A 21,024-nucleotide genomic window follows, 5' to 3' on the forward strand; every position below is an offset into this window, starting at 1 on the left:
CCCCGGAGCCGGGGCCCTCGGCCTCTTGGCGGCCACCGGCGGCCACGGTTCGATGAAGGAGACGACGAGCCGTATCGAGCATGGCGGGCCTCCCTGGGACGGCCCCGGCAAGGAGGGGGAAGGATGCTCGTCCAGGAGGTCATGACCAGCCCCGCCATCACCCTGCGGCCGGAGGATCCGATACGGCGGGCGATCCGCACGCTGCACTCCCACGGGATCACCGCGGCCCCCGTGCTGGGCGACTACGGGGAGCTGGTCGGGATCGTCAGCGAGATGGACCTGCTGTGCGGCGCGTTCGAGCCCGATCCCCGGGTGAGCGTCCGCAGGTCGGGCGGACCGGCGGACCCCGCGCCGCGGCGGGTCGGCAGCGTGATGTCCACCCAGGTCACCACGGTGGCCGAGGACACCGACGCCGCCGTCCTGGTGGACCTGATGGTCGCCAAGCGGGTCAAGAGCGTGCCGGTGCTCCGCGACGACCAGGTGGTCGGGATGGTCAGCAGGCGTGATCTGATGGCCACCCTCGCCGCGCCCGACGACGAGGTGCGCCGGGCCGTCCTGGACGCGCTGCGCGAACGGTTCCCGTCCGGCCCCGCCTGGGAGGTGACCGTCACCGACGGCGAGGTGGAGCTGCGCGGCCACGCGGGCGGCGACCTCGACGAGATCGCCGGCACGCTGGCGCGCACCGTCCCGGGCGTGAGCCGCGTCCGGCACACGCCCGCGTAACCGGGTCGCCGGGTTCACCGGGGCGCCGCGGACCACGGGTCGCCGGATCGCCAGACCACCGGGCGCGTCGCCGGGGCGCCGGGTCAGACGCCGGCGGTGGCCGGGTGGCCGAGGCGGGACGACAGGTCGCCGAGTAGGCGTAGCGCGGCGTCGGTGATGACGGTGCCGGGCGGGAAGACCTCCGCCACCCCGGCCGCGCGCAGGGCGGGCACGTCGCCGGGCGGGATGACCCCACCGGCCACGATCATGATGTCGTCGCGCCCGAGCGCGGCCAGCTCGTCGCGGAGGGCGGGCACCAGCGTCAGGTGCCCGGCCGCCTGCGAGGAGACCCCGACGATGTGCGCGTCGGCTTCGACGGCCTGGCGGGCGACCTCGGCGGGGGTCTGGAACAGCGGACCCACGTCCACATCGAAGCCGAGGTCGGCGAACGCGGTGGCGATCACCTTCTGGCCCCGGTCGTGCCCGTCCTGGCCCATCTTCGCGACCAGGATGCGCGGACGGCGCCCCTCGGCCGCGGCGAACGCGGCGCAGGCGTCGCGGACCGCCGCGGCGGCGCGGGCGGTGTCCGAGCCGTCCCCCATCTCGTCCCGGTAGACGCCGGTGATGGTGCGGACGTCGGCCTGGTGGCGGCCGAACACCTCCTCCAGCGCCGCGGAGATCTCCCCGACCGTGGCCCGCGCGCGGGCCGCGTCCACGGCCAGGGCCAGCAGGTTGCCGTCCCCGGCCGCGCCTCGGGTGAGCGCGTCGAGCGCCTCGCGTACGGCGGCGGGGTCGCGCTCGGCGCGCAGGCGGCGCAGCCGTTCCACCTGCGTGGCGCGGACGGCGGTGTTGTCCACCTTCAGCACCTCGACCTCGCTGTGCGCGTCGGTGCGGTACCGGTTGACCCCGATGACCGGCTGGGCTCCGGAGTCGATGCGCGCCTGGGCGCGGGCCGCCGCCTCCTCGATGCGCAGCTTGGGCAGCCCGGCCTCGATCGCCTTGGCCATGCCTCCGGCGTTCTCGACCTCGGTGATGTGCTCCCAGGCCCTGCGGGCGAGCCTGCCGGTGAGGGTCTCCACGTAGGAGGAGCCGCCCCAGGGGTCGATGACACGGGTGGTCCCCGACTCGTGCTGCAGGACGAGCTGGGTGTTGCGGGCGATGCGGGCGGAGAAGTCGGTGGGCAGGGCGAGCGCCTCGTCCAGGGCGTTGGTGTGCAGCGACTGGGTGTGCCCTTGGGTGGCGGCCATCGCCTCGACGCAGGTGCGCACCACGTTGTTGAACACGTCCTGCGCGGTCAGCGACCAGCCGGAGGTCTGGCAGTGGGTGCGCAGCGCCAGCGAGCGCGGGTCCCGCCCGCCCGCCTCGCGGACGACGCGGCTCCACAGCAGGCGGGCGGCGCGCAGCTTGGCGACCTCCATGAAGAAGTTCATGCCGACGCACCAGAAGAACGACAGCCGCGGCGCGAAGGCGTCCACGTCGAGCCCGGCGGCGGTGCCGGCGCGCAGGTACTCCAGGCCGTCGGCCAGGGTGTAGGCCAGTTCCAGGTCGCAGGTGGCCCCGGCCTCCTGCAGGTGGTAGCCGGAGATGGAGATCGAGTTGAACTTCGGCATCCGCTGGGAGGTGTAGGCGAAGATGTCGGAGATGATCCGCATCGACGGCGCCGGCGGGTAGATGTAGGTGTTGCGGACCATGAACTCTTTGAGGATGTCGTTCTGGATGGTCCCGGTCAGCTCCTCCGGCCGCACCCCCTGCTCCTCGGCCGCCACGATGTACAGGGCCAGGATCGGCAGCACCGCGCCGTTCATGGTCATCGACACCGACATCTCACCCAGCGGGATGCCGTCGAACAACCGCCGCATGTCGTAGATCGAGTCGATCGCCACCCCCGCCATGCCCACGTCCCCCGCCACCCGCGGATGGTCGGAGTCGTAGCCGCGGTGCGTGGCCAGGTCGAACGCCACCGACAGCCCCTTCTGCCCGGCCGCCAGGTTGCGCCGGTAGAAGGCGTTGGACTCCTCGGCGGTGGAGAACCCCGCGTACTGACGGATCGTCCAGGGACGGGTGACGTACATGGTGGGGTACGGCCCTCGCACGTACGGCGGAATGCCCGGATAGGTGTGCGGGTCGTAGTCCTCCGCTTCGAGGTCGGCGGGGGTGTAGACCGGCGCGACGGGGATGCCCTCGGGGCTCTGCCAGGGGTCGCCGCCGGGCGCCGGGGGCGCGTACCGGGCCGCGCCGGTGAGACCGACGCCGCGGAAGTCGGGGATCACGCGGTCACCTCCAGGTCGGCGAGGGTCGTGCGGAGCACGTCGGGCACGTCGCACCCGGCGTGCAGGACGGCGTCCACGCCGTCGTGACGGTCGCGCCCGGCCAGCCAGATCCTGGTGGCGCCGGCCGCGCGCAGCGCCGCCGCGGCCTGCGCCGCCTGCTCGGCGTACCGGCGGTCGCCGCCGCACAGGCAGGCCACCGTGGTGACGCGCGGGTCGAACTCCTCGGGGATCCCGGTGACGGTCTCGATGCCGCCCGCGTGGAAGACGCCGGCGGCGAACGAGGTCCGCGCGGCGTGCTCGCGCGCCGGGCCGAGGGTGGCGAGGAACACGCGGGGCCGGACCGGGCGGGCGTCGGCCAGATCCCGGAGGTCCTCGTACTCGCCCGCGTGGCGGATGCGGGGCAGGACGCCCTCGGGCGGGCGCGGGGACGGGGCGGCCGGGCGCGGCGGCCGCGACAGGTCGGGGTAGTGGGTGACGCCGATGATCGGGGCGCGCCCGCGCGCGATGTCGCGTGCCCTGGTCGCGCGGACGGCGGCGATCCGCTCGGGCACCAGGCCCGAGGCGAGCGCCGCGGCCATGCCGCCCGCCTCCTCGATCTCCTGGAACCACTCCCAGGCGTGGCCGGCCAGGTCGGCGGTGCGGCGTTCGACGTACCAGGAGCCGCCCGCCGGGTCGGCCACCCGGGCCACGTGCGCCTCGTCGGTCAGCAGCGCGGAGGTGTTGCGGGCGAGACGCCGGGAGAAGGCGCCGGGCGCGCCGAGCGCGTCGTCGAAGGGCCGCACGGTCACGGCGTCGGCCCCGCCCACACCCGCGGCGAAGCAGGCCAGGGTGGTGCGCAGGATGTTGGTGTGGGGGTCGTGGCGGGCCATCATGGCCGCCGAGGTGACCGCGTGCTGGAACTGGCCGGGCGGCCCGCCGCTCACCTCGGCCACCCGCGCCCACAGCACGCGGGCCGCGCGGAACTTGGCGATCGTGGCGAACTGGTCGGCGGTGGCGGCGTAGCGGAACTCGATCTGCCCGAACGCCTCCTCGACGGTGAGGCCGGCGTCGGTGAGCGCGCGCAGGTAGGCCAGGCCGGTCGCGATCGAGCAGCCGAGCTCCTGCGCGTCGCCGGCCCCGGCCTCGTGGTACGGGGTGGCGTCCGCGACCATGGCGCGCATGCCGGGCAGGCCGCCGGCGCGCGCCAGGCCGGTCGCGCCCGCGAGGCCGGCCGGCGTGCCCGGCGGAAGGCCCAGCGGGTCGGCGCCGAGACAGCCCCGCAGCGAGGCGGGCGGCAGGCCGCGCCGTTCGGCCAGCGCGCGCAGCGCCGCGGCGGCCTCGGAGGTGCGGGCGCCCGCGTCGAGCACGATCGGGGTCGTGTCGAGCGGCACGCCGGCGAGGGCCTGGGACAGGTCCTCGGGGGCCACGGCGAGCCAGAGCGACCCGGCGCCATTGGCCAGGTCGGCCAGGACGGCGTCCGGGTCGGCGATGTCGTGCCGCGGCCGCACCTGCCAGGGACGGCCCGGCGGGCGGCCGTCACCGGTGGCCGGCGGGAGGCCGGGCGCGTCGTCGGGCAGGTCCGCGGCGTCGTACAGCGGCGCGAGGGTGACGCCGTCGTAGGTCGTGGTGGCGAGCGCCCGCTCCGGTTCGGCGCCGTCCCCGCCCGCCTTGCGCAGGACCTCCCCGGCCAGCTCCCGCCAGCGCTCGCGGGTCGCGGCCGGTGTCACGACCCGTCCTTGATCTCGCAGATCACCGCGCCCGCCGTCACGGTCGCGCCGGTCTCGGCCGACAGACCGGTCACGACGCCGTCCCGGTGGGCGGTCAGTGGTTGCTCCATCTTCATGGCCTCCAGGACGACGATGACGTCTCCCGCGGCGACGACGTCGCCGTCGGAGACGGCCACCTTGACGATGGTCCCCTGCATGGGGCTGACCAGGGCGTTCCCGCTCGCGGCCGCTTTGGCACCGCCGCGCCGGGACGTGCTCCCGGCGGGGGACGGCCGCCGGTTCGCGGCGGTGACAGGGGCGGTGACAGAGGCGGTGACGGTGCCGGCGGGGAGCACGACCTCCAGGCGCTTGCCCCCCACCTCGACCGTGATCCGTTCCCGCTCCTGTGCCGCCGCGGCCTCGGCGTGGCCGTCGTAGGGGGCGATGGTGTTGTGGAACTCGGTCTCGATCCAGCTGGTGTGGACGGTGAACGGTTCGCCGGTGAAGGCGGGGTCGGTCACGACGGCCCGGTGGAAGGGCAGCGCGGTGGGCATGCCGTCGATCTCGAACTCGGCCAGGGCCCTGCGGGCGCGCCGCAGCGCCTCGGCGCGGGTGGCGCCGGTGACGATCAGCTTGGCGACCAGCGAGTCGAACGCGCCGGGCACGGTCTCGCCCTGCTCGTAGCCCGCGTCGAGGCGGACGCCGGGGCCGGAGGGCGCGCGCCAGCGGGTGATCGTGCCGGGTGCGGGCAGGAAGCCGCGGCCGGGGTCCTCGGCGTTGATCCGGAACTCGACGGAGTGGCCGCGCGCGGGCGGGTCGTCGTAGCCGAGGGGTTCGCCCGCCGCGACGCGGAACATCTCCCGTACCAGGTCGATGCCGGTGACCTCCTCGGTGACCGGGTGCTCGACCTGCAGGCGGGTGTTGACCTCAAGGAACGACACGGTGCCGTCCTGCCCGACGAGGAACTCGCACGTCCCCGCGCCGACGTACCCGGCCTCGCGCAGGATGGCCTTGGAGGACTCGCGCAGCCGCGCCTCCTGCGCCGCGGTCAGGAACGGGGCGGGGGCCTCCTCGACGAGCTTCTGGTGGCGGCGCTGCAGCGAGCAGTCGCGGGTGGAGACCACGACGACGTTGCCGTGCGCGTCGGCCAGGCACTGCGTCTCGACGTGCCGCGGCCTGTCGAGGTAGCGCTCCACGAAGCACTCGCCCCGGCCGAACGACACCACCGCCTCCCGCACGGCGCTGTCGTACAGGTCGGGGATCTCCTCCAGCGTGCGCGCGACCTTGAGCCCGCGCCCGCCGCCGCCGAACGCCGCCTTGATCGCGATGGGCAGCCCGTGCTCCTCGGCGAACGCGACGACCTCCGCCACACCGGACACCGGGTCGGGGGTGCCCGCCACGAGCGGCGCGCCGACCTTCTGGGCGATGTGCCGCGCCTGGACCTTGTCGCCGAGCGCGGTGATCGCGTGCGGCGGCGGCCCGATCCAGGTCAGCCCGGCGTCGATGACGGCCTGGGCGAACGCGGCGTTCTCGGCGAGGAATCCGTAGCCGGGGTGCACGGCGTCCGCGCCGGACCGCGCCGCGACGTCGATGATCTTCTCGATCGACAGGTACGTCTCGGCGGGCGTGGCGCCGCCCAGCGCGTACGCCTCGTCCGCCATGCGGGCGTGGGAGGCGTCCCGGTCGGGGTCGGCGTAGACCGCCACGCTGCCGATCCCGGCGTCCCGGCAGGCCCGGATGACGCGGACGGCGATCTCGCCGCGGTTGGCGACCAGCACCTTGCGCGGACTCGTGCTCACAGGGACCTCCCAAGGTTCCATCGCGACTCCCGCCAGCCGCGGGGACCGGTCGCGAGAGGACCGCGCAGCGCGGGCCGGGGACGGGGCGCCGGGGGCGGCGGCGCGGGGGCGGCGGCCCTCGCGACGCGCAGGGCCACGACGAGGGCGGCGAGCTCCTCGGGCGTCGGGTGGCCGGTGACGACGTTCACAGCGGGATGTTCCCGTGCTTCTTGGGCGGCAGGGCGTCGCGTTTGCCGCGCAGCAGCCGCAGCGCCAGCGTGACCTCGCGGCGCGTCTCGCTCGGCCGGATCACCGCGTCCACGTAGCCGCGCTCGGCCGCCAGGTAGGGCGTGGCCAGGGTCTCCTCGTACTCGCGGATCAGCTCGGCCCGCAACGTGCCGGGGTCGCCGGCGGCGGCCAGGCGCTTGCGGTGCAGGATGCCGACCGCGCCCTGCGCGCCCATCACCGCGATCTGCGCGCTGGACCAGGCGAGGTTGACGTCGGCGCCCAGGTGCTTGGAGCCCATCACGTCGTAGGCGCCGCCGTAGGCCTTGCGGGTGATGACGGTGACGAGCGGGACGGTGGCCTCGCCGTAGGCGTACAGGAGCTTGGCGCCGCGCCGGATGATTCCGTTCCACTCCTGGTCGGTGCCGGGCAGGAAGCCGGGCACGTCCACCAGCGTGAGCACCGGGACGCTGAAGGCATCACAGGTGCGGACGAACCGGGCGGCCTTCTCGGAGGCGTCGATGTCCAGCGTGCCGGCCATGCGCATCGGCTGGTTGGCCACGACGCCGACCGGACGGCCCTCGACGCGGCCGAAGCCGACCACGATGTTGGGCGCGAACAGCGCCTGCACCTCCAGGAAGTCGCCGTCGTCCAGCAGGGCGGCGATCACCTCGTGCATGTCGTAGGGCTGGTTCGGCGAGCCGGGCACCAGCGCGTCCAGCGCGAGGTCGGCGGCGGACGGCTCCAGGTCCGCCTCGAAGACCGGGTGCGGCGGCTCGTCGAGGTTGTTGTCGGGCAGGTACGACAGCAGCGCCCGCGCGTAGTCCAGCGCGTCGTCCTCGTCGTGGGCGAGGTAGTGGGCGACGCCGCTGCGGCTGTTGTGCACCCGGCCGCCGCCCAGTTCCTCGAACGTGACGTCCTCGCCGGTCACGGTCTTGATCACGTCCGGGCCCGTGACGAACATGTGGGACGAGGAGTCCACCATGATCGTGAAGTCGGTGAGCGCGGGCGAGTAGACGTGGCCGCCCGCGCAGGCGCCCATGACGAGGGAGATCTGCGGGATCACGCCGGACGCGCGGATGTTGCGGCGGAAGATCTCGCCGTACATGCCGAGCGAGACCACGCCCTCCTGGATGCGCGCCCCGGCGCCTTCGTTGATGCCGATGATCGGGCAGCCGTTGCGCACGGCCAGGTCCATGACCTTGCAGATCTTCTGGCCGTACACCTCGCCGAGGCTGCCGCCGGCGACCGTGAAGTCCTGCGCGAACACGCACACGCGGCGGCCGTGGATCGTCCCGTGCCCGGTGACCACGCCGTCACCGTAGGCGAGAGATCCCTTGGCCAGCGCGTCCAGTTCGACGAAGGTGCCCGCGTCCAGCAGGCGTTCGACGCGCTCGCGCGCGGTGAGCCTGCCCTTGGCGTGCTGTTTGGCCGCGGCGCGGGCCTCGGCGGCGTGGACCGCCTCGTCGAGGCGCTCCTTCAGGCGGGCGAGGCCGTCCGCGGTTCCGTGCGGGTTCATCCACCACCCCGATAAGACTGAGTATCGCTTTTATGGTACTCAGTATCATGGCGAATGGCAACCCCGCAGGTCCGGAAGAATGACCCACGTGTCCACACCGCCCATCCGCCGCCGCCTCGCCGAGGCCGCCGTCGCGCTGTTCGACGAGAACGGCTACGACGCGACCACGGTCGACGACATCGCGGCCCGCGCGGGGGTGAGCCGCAGCACGTTCTTCCGCCACTACCGCTCGAAGGACGACGCGATCTTCCCCGACCACGACGCGCTGCTGGCCAGGATCGACGCCCGGCTGCGCGCCTCCACCGCCGAGACCGCGATCGTGGCCATCACCGACGCCGTCCGCATCGTGCTCGCCCACTACGTCGACGACGCCGACGTCTCGCTGCGCCGCTACCGCCTCGTCCGCAGGGTGCCCGCGCTGCGCGACCGCGAGATCTCCAGCGTGGCCCGCTACCAGCGGCTGTTCCGCGAGTTCGTCGGCGCGTGGCTCGGCGCGTCCCCCGACGCGGACCTGCGCGCCGAACTCATGGCCGCCTCCGTCGTCGCCGCCCACAACCAGGTGCTGCGCGGCTGGCTGCGCGCCGGCGGCACCTACGACCCCTCCGCCCCCCTCGACCACGCCCTCGGCTACGTCATCGCCACCTTCCGCCACCTGGAACAACCCCAGGACAAGGGGGACGAGATCGTCGTCGCCGCCTTCCCCCGCTCCGCCACCCCCCAGGCCGTGATGTCCGCCGTCCGGCGACACCTGGAGTCCGGCGGAGGCAGCCCCTCCTGAGCCGTCGCCGCGCGTCCCGGCGGAGCGTCAGGGAAGCTCGATCGCGTTCTTGACGCGGTCCACCGGGCTTTCGCCGTCGGGGTCCTCTTCCATGTGCTTGCGGTTCTCTTCGACGAGGGACTGGTTGAGGGTGACGAAGGGGCGCATGCGGGACTCGTAGGCGGCGAAGGCGGTCTCGTGGTCGGACCTCGCCAGCTCGGCGGCGAGGACGTAGGCGCCGATCAGAGCCAGGCTCGTTCCCTGGCCGGACAGCGGGGACGCGCAGTAGCCGGCGTCGCCGAGCAGCGTCACCCGGCCGGACGACCAGCGGTCCATGCGGACCTGGGCCATCGAGTCGAAGTAGAAGTCCGGGGCGTCCCACATCGCCTTGAGCAGCCGGGGCACCTCCCAGCGGGCCCGCGCGCAGCGGTCGGCGACCAGCCGCTTCTGCGCCTCGACGTCACGGTGGTCGTACGCGATCGGGTCGGGGGACTCGAAGCCCAGGTTGACGCGCAGCTCGGTGTTGCCGCGCACCGGGTAGACGGCCCCGCCCACCGACCCGTCGTTGAACCAGGTCTGCCAGTCCTCCAGGCCGAGGTAGTTGTCCGTCGAGAAGATCGACACGTACATCCCGAGGTGGTGGACGAACTCGCGTTCGGGGCCGAAGGCGAGCCTGCGCACGGCCGAGTGCAGGCCGTCCGCGCCGACCACCAGGTCGAAGGCGCGCGGCGCCGACCGCTCGAAGGTGACGCGCACGCCGTGCCCGTCCTGGTCGAGCGTGGCGATGGAGTCGCCGAAGACGTACTCGACGTCGTCGCGCGTCCTGTCGTGGATGAGGCGGCTCAGGTCCTCGCGGAGCAGCTCCACGTCGTCGCCGCCGAGCCGGCCGCTGGACAGCGCCATCTCGGTGGACCGCCACAGCTCGTTGCCGTCGCCGTCGAGCATGGACATGCCCTTCATGTGGGTGCGGTGGCGGCGCACGTCGGCGAGGATCCCAATGCGGTCGGCGACCGTGAGCGCGGCGCCGCGCACGTCGATCGCCTGGCCGCCGGCACGCGCGGCGGGGGCGCGCTCGACCACGGTGACGGCGAAGCCGTGCCGGCGGAGCAGGTAGGCGAGGGCGGGGCCGGCGACGCTCGCGCCGGAGATCAGCACTGAAGTCATGGCTCATTGGTATTCCAGGCGGTGTTCACCCACCCAACTGTGCTAGAACAGTTTCCGCTCCTCCCGCCGCAATCTGTACTAGGACAGTTCTCGTGGACCATCCCTACCTGCGCATCGCGGACGAGCTCCGGCGGCGCATCAGGACCGGCGAGCTCGTGCCCGGCGACAAGGCTCCCTCCACCCGCGCGCTCGCCCGCGACTTCCAGGTGGCGGCGGCCACGGCGGTGCGGGCGCTCGCCGTGCTCAAGGACGAGGGCCTGCTGGAGGCGAGGCCGAGGTCGGGCACCGTGGTGGCGGCGACGCTCGGCAGGCCGCGGCGGCGCGCCGGAGGGACGGAGCTGACCCGGGAACGGATCGTACGCGAGGCGATCGCGACCGCGGACGCCGAAGGGCTCGGCGCGGTGACCATCCGCGCGGTGGCCGCCCGGCTCGGCGTCCCGCCCGCGGCCATCTACCGGCACGTGCGGGGCAGGGACGAGCTGGTCAGGACCATGGCGGACCTGGCCTACAGCGAGGAACGCTACACGGCAGGCCCGCTCGGCAGGCGCGAGCGGCTGGAGACGGTGGCGCGGACGCTGTGGCGGACCTACCGGCGGCATCCGTGGCTGCCCCATCTGACCCCTCTCAGCCGCCCCCTCCCGCTGCCGGGCCTGCTCAGGCACGGCGAGCAGATGCTGCGCGCGCTGGACGGCCTCGGCCTGCCCCCGGCGGCCATGCTGTCCATCGAGGTGCTGATCTACGGGTACGTGCAGGGCTTCGCCGTGCACCTGGAACGGGAGACCCAGGCGATGGCCGCCACCGGGCTGTCCGGCGACCAGTGGATGGACACCCAGGAGCGGGCGATGAACGCCCTCATCGCCTCCGGCCGGGCCCCCTTGTTCACCGGCCTCATGAGACGTCTCGACACGAACGGCTACGACTTCGACCTCGACGAGCTGTTCGAGTTCGGCCTCCGGACGCTCCTCGACGGCCTGGCCGTCGGGGACGACGGGATCGGATCCGCCGGCATGCCGCCGGGAGCCCCGCCCTCGGTCAGGCCACCCGCCAGCGGGCCGCGTCGGACTCCTTCAGGGTGAGCCCGTTGCCGGGGTCGCCGGACGGCACGCGCACCTCGCCGCCGTCCGGCGAGCCGGTCCCGTCGAACAGCATGGTCTCGACGCGCACGTGATCGTGGAACCATTCCAGGTGGCGCAGGTTCGGGACGGCGGCGGCGACGGCGAGGTGCTGGTGCGGGGCGCAGTGGCCCGACACGTCCAGGCCGTGGGCGGCGGCCACGGCGGCGGCGCGCAGGAACTCGCTGATCCCGCCGCAGCGGGTCACGTCGATCTGCTGGCAGTCCACGAACGGGGCCATGCGCCCGAAATAGGTGAGGTCGTAGCCGTACTCCCCGGCGGCCACGTCGGCGTCCACCGCGTCGCGGACCACGCCGAGGCCCTCCAGGTCGTCGGACGAGACCGGTTCCTCGAACCACCGGACGTCCAGGTCGGCGGCGCGTTCCATCACGCGGACGGCCTGCTTGCGCGTGTAGCCGCCGTTGGCGTCCACGAACAGCTCGGCCCGGTCGCCGATGGTCCGGCGGGCGTCGGCCATCCGCCGCAGGTCCCGTCCTGACGCCCGTCCCCACGACTGCGCGATCTTGATCTTCACGCGGGGGATGCCCTGCTCGATGGCCCAGTGGGCCAGCTGGCGGTGCTGCCGCTCCTCGTCGTAGGTCGTGAACCCGCCGCTGCCGTAGACGGGCACGGCCGGGCGCGCCGTGCCGAGGAGGCTCGCCAGCGGCAGGCCGTGGCGGCGCGCCTTGAGGTCCCACAGGGCGCAGTCGGCCGCGGACAGCGCCATCCCCGCGACGCCGGGACGGCCGGCGTTGCGCACCTGCCGCGCCATCGCCGTCCACGCGCCGGGAACGTCGTCGGGGTCCAGCGCGCCGACCGCCGGCGCCAGCAGCTCGGCCACGACCGCGGCCGTCGCGGCGGGCCCGTACGTCCAGCCGAAACCCGTGACGGGGCCGTCGGCGGCGTGGACGATCACGATGGTCGTGCTCGACCAGGCGAAGGTGCCGTCCGCCTCGGGGTCGTCCGTGGGGATCCGGTACGCGCGCGCGGCCAGGTCGATCGCCATGTCATCCCCGCAGGACGCGCCTCGCTCCGAGCGCGAGCCCCGCGAGGAGCACCGCCGCCACGCCCGCGGACGCGCAGGCGCGCACCGCCAGGGACGGGCGCCTCGGCCATGTGGCGAAGGCCCCTTCCGGGCGGGGTGAGTCGCCCTGGTCGCCGCGCAGCCCGGCCCGCAGGAGCTGGGCGAGGTGGACGGCCGCGCGCCCGTCCGCGTCGCTCTGTTCGAGCTGCGTCCGGCAGCTGAACCCGTCGGCGAGGATCACGGCCGACGGGTCGGCCTCCCGGACCGCGGGCAGCAGGACCCGCTCGGCGCACGCCTCGGACACCTCGTAGTGCCCCCGCTCGAACCCGAAGTTGCCCGCCAGCCCGCAGCACCCGGAGTCCAGCACGTGGGCGTCCACGCCCGCCGCGCGCAGCAGCGCCTCGTCGGCGTCGTGCTTGAGGATCGCGTGCTGGTGGCAGTGCACCTGGACGAGCGCCGACCGGGGCACCTTTGGAGGCCGCCACCCCGGGGTGTGGTCGCGCAGCAGCTCGGCCAGGGTCACCGTCTGCCGGCTCAGCCGCCGGACGTCCTCGTCGTCGGGGAACAGCTCCGTCGCGTCGCCGCGGAGGACGGCCGCGCAGCTCGGCTCCAGCGCGACCACCCGCAGTCCGGCCTGGATCGCGGGTCTCAGCTCGGCGACGGTGCGGCGCAGCACCCGCTTGGCGGTGGCGAGCTGGCCGGTGGAGATCCAGGTCAGGCCGCAGCAGACGGCCGCGCGCGGCACCCGGACGCGCCACCCGGCCGACTCCAGAACCTCGACGGCGGCGTCGGCGACGTCGGTGTGGAAGTGGTTGGTGAAGGTGTCCGGCCACAGCAGCACCTCGCCGCGTGTCCCATCGCCTCCCGGCCGACGGCGGGCGAACCGGTCCTGGAAGGTCCGCGGCGCGAACAGCGGCGGCTCGCGCCGCCGGTCGACGCCCGCGGCGGCCTTCGCGAGCCGGCCGAGCAGCGGGGCGTGGGCGAGGACGTTGACCACGCGCGGGGCGCGGGAGGCGAGTACGGCCCAGACGGGCAGCCATCCCATGGAGTAGTGGGCGCGGGGCCGCAGGCGTCCCGCGAAGTGGTGGGACAGGAACTCGGCCTTGTAGGTGGCCATGTCGACGTTGACCGGGCAGTCGGACTTGCACCCCTTGCAGGCCAGGCACAGGTCGAGCGCCTCGTGCACGGCCTTCGACCGCCAGCCCTCCGTCACCGCGCCGCCGCGCGCGGACCCGTCCAGCATCTCGAACAGCAGCCGGGCCCGGCCGCGGGTGGAGTGCTCCTCGGCGCGGGTGACCATGTACGAGGGGCACATGACGCCGCCGTGCTCGCGGCGGCACCGCCCCACCCCCACGCAGCGCAGCACGGCGCGCCCGAAGCTGCCCTCGTCGTCGGGGTACTTGAAGTGGGTCGCCACGTCGCCGTGGTTGTAGTCGGCGCCCAGGCGCAGGAACCCGTCCAGGGGGTAGGGCTTCACCACCTTGCCGGGGTTCATCCGGTCGTCGGGGTCGAAGATCGCCTTGAACCGGCCGAAGGCGTGCACCAGTTCGTCGCCGAACATCTTGGACAGCAGTTCGCCGCGGGCCTGCCCGTCGCCGTGCTCGCCGGACAGGGAGCCGCCGTAGGAGACGACGAGGTCGGCGGCCTCCTCCATGAAGGAGCGGAACCCGGCCACGCCGGCGGCGGTGGTCAGCGCGAACGGGATCCGGGTGTGCACGCAGCCCTGCCCGAAGTGGCCGTAGAGCGAGGCCTGTCGCAGGCCGTACCTCTCGTAGAGGCCCTGTAGGTCGCGCAGGTAGTCGCCGAGCCGGTCCGGCGCGACGGCCGAGTCCTCCCACCCGGGCCAGGTGTCGGGGAGCCCGGGGACGCGCGCGGTGGCGCCGAGCCCGGACTCCCGGATGAGCCACATCTCCTCTTCGAGCCGTTCGTCGTCGAAGTACCCGACGCCGGGGCCGCCCCGGCTCTTGCCGAGGTCGCGCAGCATCGCGTCGGCGGCCCGGTCGGCGTCGTCCTTGTCCTCGCCGCCCATCTGCACCAGCAGCCACGCGCCACCCGCGGGGAGTTTGGACACGGCCTCGGAATTGAGGTGCTTCATGCGCTCGAAGTGGATGAGCTTGTCGTCGACGCCCTCCAGCGCGACGGGCTTGTGCGGAAGGATCGCCGGGACGGCGTCCGCCGCCGCCGCGATGTCGGGATAGGCGATGTAGATCATCGTGCGCGCCTTGACGACGGGCACGAGCGCCAGCCTGGCCCGCAGGACGACCACGAGGGTCCCTTCGGAGCCGACCAGGGCCCGGCCGACGTTGAAGCGGCGTTCCGGCAGCAGGCTGTCGAGGTTGTAGCCGGAGACGCGCCGCGGGATGTCCGGATAGCCCGTGCGGATCCGCTCCAGGTGGGCGTCGCGCAGCTCGCGCAGCCGCGCGTAGATCTCCGCCCGGCGGCCCCCCTGCCGCCGGATCGCCGCGTACTCCTCCTCGCCGGTCTCGCCGACCCACATGCGGGTGCCGTCGTAGAGCAGCACCTCCATCTCGACGAGGTTGTCCACGACCTTGCCGGTCCGCTGGGCCGTGGAGCCGCACGAGTTGTTGCCGATCATCCCGCCGATCGTGCAGTGGTCGTGCGTGGCGGGCCTCGGGCCGAACTCCAGCCCGTACCCGGCGAGCCGCGCGTTGAGCGTGTCCAGGACGATGCCCGGTTCGACCAGGCAGGTCCTGGCCTCGGCGTCGACGTCCAGCAGCCGGTGGCAGTACTTGGACCAGTCCAGCACGACCGCGGTGTTGGTGCACTCCCCCGCCAGGCTGGTCCCTCCGCCGCGGGACAGCAGCGGCGCCCCGTGCCGCCGGCAGACCGCCACCGCCGCGACGGCCGCCTCGACGGTGCGGGGGCACACCACCCCGAGGGGGATCTGCCGGTAGTTGGACGCGTCGGTGGAGTAGGCGCCGCGCATGGTGGCGTCGAACCGCACCTCGCCGTGCACGGCCGCCTCCAGGTCGCGCCGCAGCGCCGCCACGTCGACCGGGGCCGCGGGCTCGGGACGGCGTCCGGTCAGGCCCGGAGGGCGCTGGGTGACGGCGCTCACGACCGCAGCTCGCTGATCTTGTCGCGCGCGACCGTGGCGAGGATGGCGGCCTTGTGCGGCTGGCCGCGCAGGAACGCCTCGGTGAACGCCTTGGCCTGCTCGTACTTGACCTTGCCCGGCATCGGCGGCTCGTTCGGGTTCACGTCGCAGTCCACCAGCGCGGGTCCCGGGTGGGCGAACGCCCGCCGGATCGCGTCCGGCAGGTCCCCCGGCTCCTTCACCTTGGCGCCGAACGCCCCGCACCCGCGTGCCCAGGACGAGAAGTCGGCCTCCGGCTGCCGGTGGCGCACGGCGTACTCGGGATAGCCGAGGATGATCTGCTCCCAGAGGATCTGCCCGTAGGAGTTGTTGTTGTTGATCACGACCTTGATGGGCAGCTCGTGCCGTACGGCGGTCAGGAAGTCGGCCATCAGCATCGCGAACCCGCCGTCGCCGACGAACGCGACGACCTGCCGGCCGGGGAAGGCGTGCTGGATGCCGATCGCGTACGGCAGTCCCGGGGCCATGGTGGCGAGGTTGCCCGACAGGTAGAACTCCCGGCCGCCGCGTATCGTCCAGTGCCGCGCCGCCCACGTGGCGATGGTCCCGGAGTCGCAGGTGAGAACGGCGTCGTCGCCGGCGGCCTCGTCCACGCACGAGATGAGGTACTGCGGGGCGATGGGGTTACGTGACGGGTTCTGCAGCGCCTTCATGTCCGCCCGCCAGGCGTCCATCTTGCGCTGGTACTTGGTCAGGAACGACCGGTCGGAGGCGGGTTCCAGCATGGGCAGGAGCTGCTGGAGCGCCAGCTTGGCGTCCGCGGCGACCGGCGCCTCGGTGGGCCGTCTCATGCCGACCAGGCTGGGCTCGTCGTCGATCTGCACCACGCGCGCCTGGCCGTCGGGCGGCAGGTACTTCCCGTACGGGAACGAGGTCCCGACCATGAGCAGGGTGTCGCATTCCTCCATGAGTTCCTCGCTGGGCGCGGTGCCCAGCAGGCCGAGGCCGCCCGTGGTCAGCGGGTGGTCGTCCGGCACCACGAGCTTGCCGGGGAGGGTCTTCACGATGGGGCTGGCCAGCCGCTCCGCCACCGCCAGCACCTCCCCGCGCGCGTGCCGGGCGCCGACGCCGACGAGCATCGCGACGCGCTCGCCCGCTCCGAGCACCTCCGCCGCCCGCGCCAGGTCCTCCTCGGCCGGCCGCAGCGGCGGCCGCGAGTAGGTGGGCACGCTGTTCGGCGGGCTGCCGGGCCCGACGTGCCGGTACGGGTCCTCGGTGACGGCCGCGACCTGGACGTCGTTGGGGAAGGTCAGGTGGGCCACCGTGCGCCGCGACAGCGCGGTCCGCACGGCCAGGTCGACCACCCCGGGAAGCTGCTGCGGGTTGGTGATCATCAGGTTGTAGGCCGCGACGTCCTGGTAGAGCCGGTCGAGGTGGACCTCCTGCTGGTAGTGCGTGCCGAGGACCGACGTCTCCTGCATCCCGGTCAGCGCCAGGACGGGCACGTGGTCGAGCTTGGCGTCGTACAGGCCGTTGAGCAGGTGGATGGCTCCGGGGCCTGAGGTGGCGGCGCACACGCCGAGCCTGCCGGTCGCCTTGGCGTAGCCGGTCGCCATGAAGGCGGCCGCCTCCTCGTGGTGCACGAGCACGAACCGGAGCTTGTCGCGGTGGCGGCGGAAGCCCTCCATCAGGCCGTTGATGCCGTCGCCGGGCAGACCGAAGATCGTGTCGACTCCCCAGGCCACCAGGCGCCTGGCCAGGCTCTCTCCGACGATTTCCTTCACGCTCGGCCTCCAAGGGTCCGTTCCCCGGCCGCGACGGGACGGCGGGACGCCGTCCGGCGCGCGCGACGCCGGCCGAGCACGTAGGCCAGCGCGATCCCGCCGCCCACGAGGGAGTTCCTGGGCGAGGCGAGGGACGACCTGAGCCGCCGCAGCCCGCCCTTGGGGTCGGCGACGGCGCCCGTGACACCGCCGATCGCCGACACCAGGGCGTCGCCGGCGTTCTTCATCCAGGTGTGCTGATCGTTCATGATGGACTCCGGCCTCGCACGTCCCCGCCGGTCGGCCGCCGGGCGGAGGAACGCGCACCCGATCCGCGATCTCTTGTCCTGTCCGCTGTCGTGCTTCGCGGTGTCCAGCGACCCATTCGGGCCGTTCCCGCGCCCGATCGCCGCAAACGGCGGTTGTGCTGGGATTACCTCATCGGGCCCCGACCCGCACGCGCGCCTGTCGCGCCCGCGCGCCCGGACGGGCCGTACCGGCCCGCGCGTTGACGTCCTCTTGACGCGGACCGTCCGCCGGTCGCGTCACGACTCGCCCTGACTCCGGCGACAGGAAAACACGGTGCGAGAGTGTGGCCGTCCGGCGTAGCGTCGGCAGGCGTGAGCCTTCCGCGGGTACGTCCTCCTTTCGTGGCCGACGAGCGCACCCAGCTGCTGGGCTGGCTCGACATGCAGCGCGGGATCCTCCAGTGGAAGTGCGAGGGGCTCTCGGAGGAGGACGCGCACCGTCCTCTCCTGCCGGGCAGCCCGCTCATGACGGTGGCGGGGATCGTCTCGCACGCCCGCTGGACCGAGCACGGCTGGTTCGAGGTGCTGTTCCTCGGCCGTTCCGCGGAGGGCAACCCCCAGTTCGACCAGGACGTGAAGAACGCGGACATGCGGGCCGAGGGCGTCCCGCTCGCGCGGCTGCTCGACGAGTACGAGCGCCAGTGCGCGATCTCCAACGAGATCGCGGCCGCCCATTCCCTGGACGAGGTGGGCAGGCACCCCGACCACCGCTCGGGCGCCGCGTCCCTGCGCTGGATGCTCCTCCACATGGTCGAGGAGACCGCCCGGCACGCCGGCCACCTGGACGTGATCACCGAGTTGCTGGACGGCCGGAAGGGCTACTACTGACCGGGCGGGCCCGGCCCGCCCGGCGTCCCGGGGCCGTGGCTACTGGTGGACCGTCATCTCGGTGGCGAGGCGGCTGTACTTGGACGCGGCGTCGCCGACGTCGTTGATGGTCTCGCCCTGGAGCAGCTCCGCCGGGGTCATCTGCAGCGGGAGGTTCTTGGCGATCAGCTCCGGGTCGTTCCTGGCGATCAGGTCCATGGCCGCCTTGTTGGGCACCTTGGTGAGGATGTTCTCGGCCACCCAGCTCTGGACGGCCGGGTCCAGGAGGTAGTTGATGAAGGCGTGCGCCGCCTCCTTCTTCTTGGACGACTTCATGACCACCATGGTGTCGGCCCAGAGGTCGCTGCCCTCCTTGGGCACCACGAACTTGATCTTCGGGTTCTGGGTCGGGCACCGGCGGTCGAACGACTCGACCATGGCGGCCTCGCCCTTCTCCAGCCGTTCGGTGAAGGTGGTGTCGTCGTAGGCCAGCAGGGACTTCTTGGTCCTCAGCAGCACTTCCTTGGCCTGGGCGAGCTGCTTGTCGTCGGTGGTGTTGATGGAGTAGCCGAGCGCCTTGAGCGCGGGCAGCGCCAGCCACCGCTCGGTGGTCATCATCGTCACCTTGCCCCGCAGCTCGGGCGCGGGGTTCAGCAGGTCGTTCCAGCTCGTCGGCGGGGTCTGCACCATGTCCGTGCGGTAGCACAGGCCCGTGGTGCCCCAGGTGTAGGGCACCGAGAACTTGTTGCCCTTGTCGAAGGAGAGCTGCGACGCCTCGGGGTAGAGGTTGGCCAGGTTCGGGATCAGCTCGGGGTGGATCGGCTCCAGCCAGCCCTGCTCGTTCAGCGCCTGGGCGTACTGGCCGGAGACGAACGCCACGTCGACGTCGCTCGGCGTGCCGATCGTGTTGGTGACCCGCGCGAAGGCCATCTCGTTGGTGTCGTGCAGGACGATCTTGACGTCGAAGCCCAGCCGGTCCTTCACCCGCTGCGGCATGTCCTTGGGGCTGTAGTTGTCCCAGATCGTGATGCTGAGCGGCGTCTGCTTGCTCAGGTCGGCATTGAGGTCGAGCTGGTTGGCGGCCGCGCTCAGCGCCACTCCCTCGGTGGCCGGACCACCGCCACAGGCCGCGAGGGCGAGCATCGACCCGAGGGCTGCCACCGCGGCCGGAAGACGACGGCTGTACCGGGACCGGGACACGGCCACCACTCCTTAGGTTCTGGAGGTGCTGTGGTTCGAGAAAGGCCGCAGTGCCTGACCCTCGCACGGCAAGCGAGACACAGGAGTGTTGCAGCCCAACCAATTACGGGCAAGGGCTTCCGATCACGACACCGTAGCCTCAACGGCTCAACGGCATAACGGCCGACCCTCATCGGCATATCCGGCCACACATCTCCCCAGGCCACGGGGCGTCGCCGTCGCCGCGCGACGAGGGCCGCGCCGGCCCCTCGCCGTTCCACATGTCGGAACAGACCATCATCAATTGCGCATATCAGGCAAAAATTGCGGCAAGGGACGTCCAAGACCGCTCCCCGCGCGTGATCCGCGCACCGAGGGGTCCTGGCCGTCCGACGCAGCACGCCCAGGAGGATGAATGACGGCGATGTCGACGCGACCCCCCGGGGAACGGCTCTTGATCGGGACGTTCCTCGTTCTCGGGTCGCTCACGGCATTCGGCCCGCTGGCCATCGACCTGTACCTGCCGGCCATGCCCGACCTGGCGAGGATGCTCGGCACCTCCGACTCGCTCGCCCAGCTCACGATCTCCGCCTGCCTGGTCGGCCTGGCCGTGGGACAGCTCGTCGCCGGGCCGCTCAGCGACCGCGTCGGCAGGCGCTGGCCGCTGCTGATCGGGGTGATCCTGTTCACGCTCACCTCCGTGCTGTGCGCGCTGGCCACCTCGATCTGGGTCCTGCTGGTGCTGCGGCTCCTCCAGGGCCTGTGCGGGGCCGCGGGCGTGGTGATCGCCCGCGCCATCGTGCGAGACATGTTCGAGGGGCACAGGACCGCCAAGGCGTTCTCGCACCTCATGCTGATCACCGGTGTCGCCCCCATCGTGGCGCCCCTGCTCGGCGGGCAGATCCTGCGCTTCACCGACTGGCGGGGCCTGTTCGTGGGGCTGGGCGCGATCTCCCTGCTGATCCTCCTCGGCTGCGTCCTCGTGCTGCGCGAGACCCATCCCCCGCACCTGCGGCAGCACGGCGGGGCGGCGGGCACCTTCCTGTCGCTGCGCGGCCTGCTCGCCGACCCGGTCTTCCGCGGCTACCTGATCATCGGCGGGCTGCAGAGCGCCTCGCTGTTCACCTACATCTCGATGAGCTCGTTCGTGCTGCGCCAGGAGCACGGCGTGAGCCCGCAGGGGTTCTCCCTGATCTTCGCCGTCAACGCGGTCGGGCTCGTCCTCGGCAGCCAGGTGAACGGGGCGCTGGTCTCCCGGTTCGGGCCGGAGCGGTTGCTGAGCTTCCAGCTCGTGGTGATGTGCGTGGCCGCGGCCGCGGTCGTGGGCGCCGCCCTCGCCAACGCCGGCCTCGTCGTCCTGCTCGTCCCGCTGTGGATCGTCATGGCCGGCATGGGCGGCATGGGGGCCAACACCACGGCGCTCGCCCTCATCCCCTACGGACACGCCGCGGGCTCGGCCTCCGCCCTCATCGGTACCAGCCAGTTCCTGGTGGGCGCGGCCGTCGCCCCCCTGGCGTCGCTGGTCGGCACCGACAGCCGCGTCATGGGCGCGACCATCGCCCTGGCCACCGCCCTCTCGCTCCTCACCCTCTGGCGGGTCGATCACGCCCGCCGTACCGCCCCCACCGCACCTGCCGAGTAGTGGCCGAGGCCGGGTCAGGACGGGGCCAACG

At 73.0% G+C, this 21,024-nt stretch carries 16 protein-coding genes; 5 read left to right on the forward strand and 11 right to left on the reverse strand.

Translation table 11 applies throughout. From position 1 onward, the window contains the following. The first annotated feature begins 123 nt into the window (after positions 1-123). A complete protein-coding gene (locus BJ982_RS05855) occupies positions 124-723 on the forward strand; it encodes a CBS domain-containing protein (RefSeq protein ID WP_184877304.1) in 600 nt (199 codons plus the stop codon). An 83-nt stretch (positions 724-806) separates the two neighbouring features. Here the strand turns inward: BJ982_RS05855 and scpA are convergent, their stop codons facing one another. Genes scpA through BJ982_RS05880 form a run of 5 tightly spaced genes read right to left on the reverse strand, consistent with a single transcriptional unit; the run spans position 807 to position 8,179 of the window. Continuing rightward, positions 807-2,972, reverse strand: a complete 2,166-nt coding sequence (scpA, locus tag BJ982_RS05860; RefSeq protein WP_184877306.1) for a methylmalonyl-CoA mutase — start codon at positions 2,970-2,972, stop codon at positions 807-809. Continuing rightward, on the reverse strand, positions 2,969-4,678 hold the full coding sequence (locus BJ982_RS05865; protein ID WP_239123802.1) for a methylmalonyl-CoA mutase subunit beta: 1,710 nt from the start codon (positions 4,676-4,678) through the stop codon (positions 2,969-2,971). The genes scpA and BJ982_RS05865 overlap by 4 nt, the downstream gene beginning before the upstream one ends. Continuing rightward, positions 4,675-6,456 carry an acetyl/propionyl/methylcrotonyl-CoA carboxylase subunit alpha gene (locus BJ982_RS05870; protein WP_239123801.1) on the reverse strand — a complete coding sequence of 594 codons (1,782 nt, stop codon included), beginning with the start codon at positions 6,454-6,456 and terminating at the stop codon, positions 4,675-4,677. Before BJ982_RS05870 ends, BJ982_RS05865 begins: the two co-directional genes overlap by 4 nt. Continuing rightward, entirely contained in the window at positions 6,453-6,644 is a 192-nt protein-coding gene (locus BJ982_RS05875) for an acyl-CoA carboxylase epsilon subunit (protein WP_184877310.1), read from the reverse strand. The genes BJ982_RS05870 and BJ982_RS05875 overlap by 4 nt, the downstream gene beginning before the upstream one ends. Continuing rightward, the gene (locus tag BJ982_RS05880; RefSeq protein WP_184877312.1) at positions 6,641-8,179 is read right to left on the reverse strand and encodes an acyl-CoA carboxylase subunit beta; all 1,539 of its coding nucleotides are present in this window, start codon (positions 8,177-8,179) and stop codon (positions 6,641-6,643) included. Before BJ982_RS05880 ends, BJ982_RS05875 begins: the two co-directional genes overlap by 4 nt. An 88-nt stretch (positions 8,180-8,267) precedes the next feature. Here BJ982_RS05880 and BJ982_RS05885 point away from each other — a divergent pair, with 88 nt between their 5' ends. Next, positions 8,268-8,957: a TetR/AcrR family transcriptional regulator gene (locus tag BJ982_RS05885; RefSeq protein ID WP_184877314.1), complete on the forward strand. Its 690-nt coding sequence runs from the start codon at positions 8,268-8,270 to the stop codon at positions 8,955-8,957. Between the two features lie 27 nt (positions 8,958-8,984). On the opposite strand, the gene BJ982_RS05890 is transcribed toward BJ982_RS05885, so the two are convergent. Continuing rightward, on the reverse strand, positions 8,985-10,100 hold the full coding sequence (locus tag BJ982_RS05890) for an FAD-dependent monooxygenase (protein ID WP_184877316.1): 1,116 nt from the start codon (positions 10,098-10,100) through the stop codon (positions 8,985-8,987). Positions 10,101-10,192: 92 nt separating this feature from the next. Here BJ982_RS05890 and BJ982_RS05895 point away from each other — a divergent pair, with 92 nt between their 5' ends. Further along, positions 10,193-11,176, forward strand: a complete 984-nt coding sequence (locus BJ982_RS05895) for a GntR family transcriptional regulator (RefSeq protein ID WP_184877318.1) — start codon at positions 10,193-10,195, stop codon at positions 11,174-11,176. On the opposite strand, the gene BJ982_RS05900 is transcribed toward BJ982_RS05895, so the two are convergent. The 4 genes from BJ982_RS05900 to BJ982_RS05915 are packed head-to-tail and all read right to left on the reverse strand — an operon-like array spanning position 11,133 to position 17,326. After that, a complete protein-coding gene (locus BJ982_RS05900; RefSeq protein WP_184877320.1) occupies positions 11,133-12,218 on the reverse strand; it encodes an enolase C-terminal domain-like protein in 1,086 nt (361 codons plus the stop codon). The two genes, BJ982_RS05895 and BJ982_RS05900, sit on opposite strands and share 44 nt — an antisense overlap. A gap of 1 nt (position 12,219) precedes the next feature. Beyond that, entirely contained in the window at positions 12,220-15,315 is a 3,096-nt protein-coding gene (locus tag BJ982_RS05905) for an FAD-binding and (Fe-S)-binding domain-containing protein (RefSeq protein ID WP_239123800.1), read from the reverse strand. After that, the gene (locus tag BJ982_RS05910; protein ID WP_184877321.1) at positions 15,312-17,078 is read right to left on the reverse strand and encodes a thiamine pyrophosphate-dependent enzyme; all 1,767 of its coding nucleotides are present in this window, start codon (positions 17,076-17,078) and stop codon (positions 15,312-15,314) included. Before BJ982_RS05910 ends, BJ982_RS05905 begins: the two co-directional genes overlap by 4 nt. Next, positions 17,075-17,326: a hypothetical protein gene (locus tag BJ982_RS05915; RefSeq protein WP_184877323.1), complete on the reverse strand. Its 252-nt coding sequence runs from the start codon at positions 17,324-17,326 to the stop codon at positions 17,075-17,077. The genes BJ982_RS05910 and BJ982_RS05915 overlap by 4 nt, the downstream gene beginning before the upstream one ends. Before the next feature lie 351 nt (positions 17,327-17,677). Between BJ982_RS05915 and BJ982_RS05920 the strand changes: the two genes are divergently transcribed. Continuing rightward, positions 17,678-18,193 (forward strand): DinB family protein, encoded by a 516-nt coding sequence (locus BJ982_RS05920; protein ID WP_184877325.1) that lies wholly within the window; start codon positions 17,678-17,680, stop codon positions 18,191-18,193. 39 nt (positions 18,194-18,232) lie between these two features. Here the strand turns inward: BJ982_RS05920 and BJ982_RS05925 are convergent, their stop codons facing one another. Continuing rightward, positions 18,233-19,372 (reverse strand): polyamine ABC transporter substrate-binding protein, encoded by a 1,140-nt coding sequence (locus BJ982_RS05925; RefSeq protein ID WP_203959512.1) that lies wholly within the window; start codon positions 19,370-19,372, stop codon positions 18,233-18,235. 403 nt (positions 19,373-19,775) lie between these two features. Between BJ982_RS05925 and BJ982_RS05930 the strand changes: the two genes are divergently transcribed. After that, on the forward strand, positions 19,776-20,993 hold the full coding sequence (locus BJ982_RS05930; RefSeq protein ID WP_184877327.1) for a multidrug effflux MFS transporter: 1,218 nt from the start codon (positions 19,776-19,778) through the stop codon (positions 20,991-20,993). Positions 20,994-21,024 lie beyond the last annotated feature (31 nt).

Origin of the sequence: Sphaerisporangium siamense (assembly GCF_014205275.1) — a bacterium.
GTDB classification, from domain to species: domain Bacteria; phylum Actinomycetota; class Actinomycetes; order Streptosporangiales; family Streptosporangiaceae; genus Sphaerisporangium; species Sphaerisporangium siamense.

Coding starts and splice junctions, on each gene's coding strand:
- BJ982_RS05930 (WP_184877327.1), top strand. CDS start 19,776: ATGTCGACGCGACCCCCCGGGGAACGGCTCTTGATCGGGACGTTCCTC.
- BJ982_RS05890 (WP_184877316.1), bottom strand. CDS start 10,100: ATGACTTCAGTGCTGATCTCCGGCGCGAGCGTCGCCGGCCCCGCCCTC.
- BJ982_RS05880 (WP_184877312.1), bottom strand. CDS start 8,179: ATGAACCCGCACGGAACCGCGGACGGCCTCGCCCGCCTGAAGGAGCGC.
- BJ982_RS05915 (WP_184877323.1), bottom strand. CDS start 17,326: ATGAACGATCAGCACACCTGGATGAAGAACGCCGGCGACGCCCTGGTG.
- BJ982_RS05855 (WP_184877304.1), top strand. CDS start 124: ATGCTCGTCCAGGAGGTCATGACCAGCCCCGCCATCACCCTGCGGCCG.
- BJ982_RS05900 (WP_184877320.1), bottom strand. CDS start 12,218: ATGGCGATCGACCTGGCCGCGCGCGCGTACCGGATCCCCACGGACGAC.